Below are 5,994 nucleotides of genomic sequence, written 5' to 3'. Positions count from 1 at the left end.
GGCGGTCTGTACCCCGGCGGACACACGACCTCCTGAATTTGATCTTGAAGTCAGACCGATTTCTGATACGCGCGGAATGTCCGGGTGGACAGCACCAGCGTCACCACCGCGAGCCCCAGCAGCCACCCGCCGCGGCTCGCCACGATCCCCCAGTCCGGCTCCGGTCGCATCGCCGCGCGGGCGCAGGCGAGGGCCCAGTTCACCGGGTTCCAGTCCGCTATCGATCGCATCCAGGACGGCATCAGCGACGTTGCCATGAACGCCGACGACAGGAACGTCAGCGGCAGCAGCAACAGCGTGTTGATCCCGATGATCGTCTCGCGCTGCCGGGCCAGCATGCCGACCGTGTTGGACAGCGCGCTGAAGATCGTTCCCAGCAGCAGTGCCGAGATCATCAGCACGGTCAGGCCGGCCGCGCCGCCCGGGTAGGACGCGCCCGCGGCCAGGCCGAGCAGGATGATCGCGCCGACCTGGACGGCGGTGCTGAGCGCCTGCTCCACCACCAGCGCGTTCATGATCGCTCCGCGGGCGATCGGGGTGGTGAGCAGCCGGTTCAGCGTGCCGCGGTCGATCTCCTCGAGCACGCCCATGCCGGACCACATGTTCGACGACACCGCGGTCATCGCGACCACGCCGGGCACGATGTAGTCGAGGTAGGACCCGGCGCCGAACCCGGGAAGTTCCACGACCCTGCGGAACAGGTTGCCGAACAGGAACAGCCAGATGGCCGGCTGCACGAGCAGGATGACCACGAACGCCGGCTGCTTGATCAGCACTTTGAGTCGCCGGTTCGTCATCCACCAGGTGTGCGCCACGAGTGTGGTCATGCCGCCACCCCCGGCGCACTGAAGCGACGTCCGGCGTGCCGCAGGTACACGTCGTCGAGCGACGGCCGGGCCACCGTCACGGTCGCCACGCCGATCCCGGCCGATTCCAGGGCGGCCAGGGCCGCGGGCACGGCCGCCGCACCGTCGTCGGCCCGTGCGCTCAGCGTCCGCCCGTCCAGGGCGACATCACGCAGGCCCGCGACGTGCGAGATCGCCTGCCGCGCCTGCGGGCCGTCCGGGGCCAGGTGCAGTTCCAGGTGTACGGCGTCCCCGCGCAGCTCGCCCTTGAGCTGCGCCGGCGTCCCCTCCGCGACGATCCGCCCACCGTCCACGATGGCCAGCCGGCCGGCGAGCCGATCGGCCTCGTCGAGGTAGTGCGTGGTGAGCAGGATGGCCATCGACTCGTCGGCCGCGAGCCGGGCGATCTCGGTCCACAGCTGGGCGCGGCCCTCCGGGTCGAGTCCGGTGGTCGGCTCGTCCAGGAAGAGCACGCCGGGCTTGTGTACCAGGGCGAGTGCCACGTCGAGGCGGCGTTGCATGCCACCGGACCAGCCGCGCACCGGTCGCCCGGCTGCCTCGGTCAGGCCGAACCGTTCGAGCAGCTCGTCGACGCGCCCCCGGAAGCCCCGGATGCCGAAGATCCGGGCCTGCAGGGTGAGGTTGTCGCGGCCGCTCGCCATCGGGTCCAGCGCGGACCGCTGCGGGACCACGCCGATCTCGCGGCGGACCCGGTCCGGGTGGCGCAGCACGTCGTGCCCGGCGACGGTGGCCGTGCCGGAGTCCGGGCGGGCCAGCGTGGTCAGGATCTTGACGGTGCTGGACTTGCCGGCGCCGTTCGGCCCGAGCAGGCCGAACACCTCGCCGGCGCGGACGGTGAGGGTGAGCCCGGCGAGGGCCCGCACCCCACCGGGGTACGTCTTGTGCAGGTCGTGTGCCGTCACGGCATCACTCATGGTGATCCTCACTCGAGGTCGCCACGGTCCGTGTCCGGTTATCCTGGTTGCTGCTACACGTCTCGGATAGCCGGGCCGTTCCCGCGGCCGGGTGGATGGGGCAGTCGGCCCCGGCTGGTGTTCCCGCACCGGCCGGGGCCGTGTTTCTCTTACGTCTCCGTCATGAACTCGGAGAGGTCTTCGGGCAGTTCACCGGTCTCGTGGAGGCGCCGCCAGGCGCCGATCCCGGCCATGGTGCCGTCGCGCAACTCGGTCAGGAACCCGGTGAGCCAGGCGACCTCGGCCTCCCGGATCGCCAGGCGGTACTCGCCCTCGACCAGGAACAGTCGCGGGACCTCGTGCGCGGTGGCGCGCAGGACCTGGCGCATTTGATCGTTCTCCACGGCGAGGATGCTGAGCCGCTGCTCGAGCAGCTCGATCACCTCGTCGGGCGGGAGCACCCCGACGACCGAGAGGGCCGCCTGCAGTTTCGGGAACTCCGCCTCCGGAGTGCCGACCAGCTCGCGCACCCAGTCGGTGAGCTCGGCGCGGCCGGCCGGGGTCAGCCGGTACACCGTGCGCTCGGGCCGGCGGCCTTCCCGGACCGTCTCCGCAGCGGCGATGAAACCGTGCTTCTCCAGGTTCTGCACCACCGTGTAGAGCGAGCCCCACTGGATCTTGATGTCCTGGTCCTTGCCGAACGCCTTGAGCTGGGCGGCGATCTCGTACGGGTGCAGCTGTTGAATGCTCAGCGTCGCCAGGATGTGCAGCCCGAGCAGGTTGCCGACCTTGCGCCGCTTCGCCATCTGCTCCCTCGCCTCCGAATGCTCGTCCACGAGTATTACGCATCCGAGTGGCAAAACGAAAGGCCCCCGGCACGCCGGGGGCCTTTCGGGCGGAAGTCCGATCAGGACTTGGTGATCACCACGTTGTCCACGGCCGCCTCGACCAGTGACGCCGTGCCGGTGTCCGCGGCCTCCACCTTCAGCCGGACGGTCTGGCCGGCGTACGCGGAGAGGTTCGCGGTTGCCGCGGTCCATGCCGCGGCCTTGTTCGCCGCCGCGGCGTTCACCGTGAGCAGCGCGGTCGTGGTCGTGCCACTGACCACCGAGATCCGCAGGTAGTCCGCGCTCGTCGCGTTGTTCAGGTACGCGAGGTACCAGGACAGGCCCAGCGTCAGCGTCCCGGCCGGCAGGGTGATCGCCGGTGAGGTCAGCGTGGTGAGACCGCCGTCCACGTCGTTGGCGCCCGCGCTGGCGCCCGCTGTCGCGCCGGTGACCAGGGCGTACGTGCCGCCGGCCGCGGTGCCGAGCTGGGTGGTGACGCCGGAGCTGGTGGTCGCCTCCGGGTCGCCGCGCTCGAACTTGCCGGAGGTGGCGGTGTCCGCGGTGCCGGCCGTCCAGCCGGTCGCGGTCTCGAAGGTGTCCGACCAGACCGTCGAGCCGGTCGGCGGGGTGGTCGTCCCGCCGTCGGCCAGGGTCCAGACCGCGTACGCGATGGCGTCCGAGTTCCGGTCCAGCGCGGTGTCGTTGATGTTCGCGGTGGTGTCACAGGACGCGTGGTAGCAGGCGTCGAACGCGGTCGCGGTGCCGCCCCAGAGGGTGACCTGGGCGGCCGTCTTGCGGCCCTCGGCACCGGTGAAGATGCCGCCGGCCGGGATGCCCGCGCTGATGAACGGGCCGTAGTCGCTGCGGCCGTCGAAGTCGGTGCCGCGGGTCGGCACGCCGATCGTGGTGTAGTAGTCGGCCAGGGTCTGCTCGATCTCGGCGGAGCCGGTCGGGCCGGGGCCGGAGCCGGTGTTGTCCGAGTTGTCGCCGTCGTAGAGGAAGTAGCCGGGGTTCGGCGACGCGACCATGTCGAAGTTCAGGTACCCGCCGATCGCGGACTTCTGCGCGGTGGTCAGCGAGTTGACGTACGCCGTGGACCCGCGCAGGCCCAGCTCCTCCGCACCCCACCAGCCGAACCGCAGGTGGCGGGCGGGCTGGAACCCGGACCGGGCCACCTGCAGAGCCACTTCGAGGTTCGCGGCCGAACCGGATCCGTTGTCGTTGATCCCCGGACCGGCCGTGACGCTGTCCAGGTGCGCGCCGATCATCAGGGTGTCGCTGGTGTCGCCGCCCGGCCAGTCGGCGATCAGGTTGTATCCGGTGGCTCCGTTGTAGGTGAAGCTCTGCTGCGTGGTGGTGAAACCGGCCGCGTCCAGCAGGCCCTTCACGTAGGTGACCGAGGCGAGGTAGCCGGGGCGGCCGTGAGCGCGGTTGCCGCCGTTGGCGGTCGCGATGCTCTGCAGCTGGGCGAGGTGGGCCTTGACGTTCGCGACCGGGATGTCCGGAGTCGCGACCGCGGCCTGGGCCGGCACGGCGGCAAGACCGGCGGTCAGCACGGCGACGCCGATGAGGGGGAGTGCTCGCACGGGGTGTCCCTTCTTGTCGAAGCATCGACGAGCATCTCAGGAACCGCACGCGCTCCCGTCATATCAATCCCTACCTATTTCCTAATGCGGCATCGATTGATCCGCCGGGAAATCAGCCGTAACGGGGGTGCCACATCTCCATGTCTGAATGACTAGTCTGCGAAGATCGCCCGGGCCCGACACGGCTCGCGGGCGTATCACCAACGGAAGGCAAGGGATGCGGAAAATCCTGGCGGCCACCGTCGCCGCCTCGGTCGGGCTGCTGATCGGGGCCGGTACGATCCCGGTCGCCGCGGCGGCCCACACCACGCATGCGAGCGCGAGCGGCTACACCCCACCAGCCATCGACTGGACCACCTGCACCCGGGCGAGCCTCAAGGCCCGTAACGCGCAGTGCGGTTTCCTGGTCGTCCCGCTGGACTACGCGAAGCCCAAGGGCACCAAGATCAAGATCGCGGTGTCCCGGATCAACCACAAGTCGGCCGCCGCGCAGTACCAGGGCGTCATGTTCACCAACCCGGGCGGTCCCGGTGGCTCCGGTCTGGGCCTGCCGGTGATCGGCGAGTCGGTGCCGAACGGCGCCGGCGACTTCTACGACTGGATCGGCTTCGACCCGCGTGGCGTCGGCTCCAGCGTTCCGGCGCTGACCTGCGACGTGAACTACGCCGGCTACAACCGGCCGTACTACGTGCCGGTCACCCGCAAGCTGGAGAAGACCTGGCTGAAGAAGGCCACGGACTACGCCAAGAAGTGCGACAAGGCCGGCGGCGCGCTGCTCGACCACGTCAAGACCACCGACACGGTGGCCGACATGGACACGCTGCGCAAGGCGCTCGGCGCCAAGCAGATCAACTACTACGGCTTCTCGTACGGCACGTACCTGGGCCAGGTCTACGCGACGCTGCACCCGGACAAGATCCGCCGGGCGATCTTCGACGGCGTGGTCGACCCGACCCGCGTCTGGTACGCGGCCAACCTGGACCAGGACATCCAGTTCGACAAGAACATGGACGTCTACTTCAAGTGGATCGCCAAGTACGACGCGGTCTACCACCTCGGCGCCACCGGCAAGTCGGTCAAGGCGAAGTACTACGCGACCCTGGCGTCGCTGCGTAAGACGCCGGCGGCCGGCAAGATCGGTCCGGACGAGTGGAACGACATCTTCGTCTCGGCCGGCTACTACGTCTACGGCTGGCAGGACGTCGCCGACGCGTTCGCCGCGTGGGTGAACGACAAGGACCCGTCACTGCTGCTGGCCAACTACGCCGAGCCGGGTGGCGTGGGCGCCGACAACAACTACGCGATGTACCTCGCGACCCAGTGCAGCGACGTCAAGTGGCCGCAGAACTGGTCCAAGTGGCAGCGGGACAACTGGAAGATCCACGCCAAGTACCCGTTCATCACCTGGAACAACGCCTGGTACAACGCGCCCTGCATCGCCTGGGGCGCCAAGCCGGGCACGCCCGTCAAGATCTCCGGCAAGAAGGCCGCCGGGTTCCTGCTGATCGGCGAGACCAACGACGCGGCCACGCCGTACACCGGTGCTCTGGAAGTGCGCAAGCGCTTCCCGAAGTCGGTGCTGATCGAGGGCGTCGGCGGCACCACGCACTCCGGCTCGCTGAGCGGGATCGCGTGCACCGACGACACCATCGCCACCTACCTCGCGACCGGCGCCCTGCCGAAGCGGGTCAGTGGCAACCGTTCCGACAAGCAGTGCGCGCCGGTTCCGCAGCCGGACCCGACCGCGGTCTCCACGCTGCGCAAGGGTGTCTCCGGCAGTAGCAGCACGCACGCCGTGCTGCAGGAGTCCGGAGCACAGCGC

General features: G+C 69.5%; 5 protein-coding genes. 1 reads left to right on the top strand and 4 read right to left on the bottom strand.

The window, feature by feature from the left end:
* Positions 1-50: 50 nt before the first annotated feature.
* The 4 genes from Apa02nite_RS26365 to Apa02nite_RS26350 form a co-directional block, all read right to left on the bottom strand.
* A complete protein-coding gene (locus Apa02nite_RS26365; RefSeq protein WP_203827345.1) occupies positions 51-827 on the bottom strand; it encodes an ABC transporter permease in 777 nt (258 codons plus the stop codon).
* Positions 824-1,780, bottom strand: a complete 957-nt coding sequence (locus Apa02nite_RS26360) for an ABC transporter ATP-binding protein (protein ID WP_203827344.1) — start codon at positions 1,778-1,780, stop codon at positions 824-826. Before Apa02nite_RS26360 ends, Apa02nite_RS26365 begins: the two co-directional genes overlap by 4 nt.
* Before the next feature lie 149 nt (positions 1,781-1,929).
* Positions 1,930-2,595 (bottom strand): PadR family transcriptional regulator, encoded by a 666-nt coding sequence (locus Apa02nite_RS26355; RefSeq protein ID WP_239164577.1) that lies wholly within the window; start codon positions 2,593-2,595, stop codon positions 1,930-1,932.
* Between the two features lie 71 nt (positions 2,596-2,666).
* Positions 2,667-4,172, bottom strand: a complete 1,506-nt coding sequence (locus Apa02nite_RS26350; protein ID WP_203827343.1) for a M28 family metallopeptidase — start codon at positions 4,170-4,172, stop codon at positions 2,667-2,669.
* 217 nt (positions 4,173-4,389) lie between these two features.
* On the opposite strand from Apa02nite_RS26350, the gene Apa02nite_RS26345 reads away from it, so the two are divergent.
* A partial coding sequence (locus Apa02nite_RS26345) for an alpha/beta hydrolase (RefSeq protein ID WP_203827342.1) occupies positions 4,390-5,994 on the top strand: 1,605 nt, incomplete at its 3' end.

This window comes from Actinoplanes palleronii (genome assembly GCF_016862315.1).
Taxonomy (GTDB): Bacteria; Actinomycetota; Actinomycetes; order Mycobacteriales; family Micromonosporaceae; genus Actinoplanes; species Actinoplanes palleronii.
The sequence above is the reverse complement of the archived record's forward strand: the minus strand, read 5'-3'. Positions and strand labels throughout refer to the sequence as shown.

Bases quoted from the DNA above. Each gene is read 5' to 3' on its own strand.
- Apa02nite_RS26365 (WP_203827345.1), bottom strand. From the start codon at position 827: ATGACCACACTCGTGGCGCACACCTGGTGGATGACGAACCGGCGACTC.
- Apa02nite_RS26360 (WP_203827344.1), bottom strand. From the start codon at position 1,780: ATGAGTGATGCCGTGACGGCACACGACCTGCACAAGACGTACCCCGGT.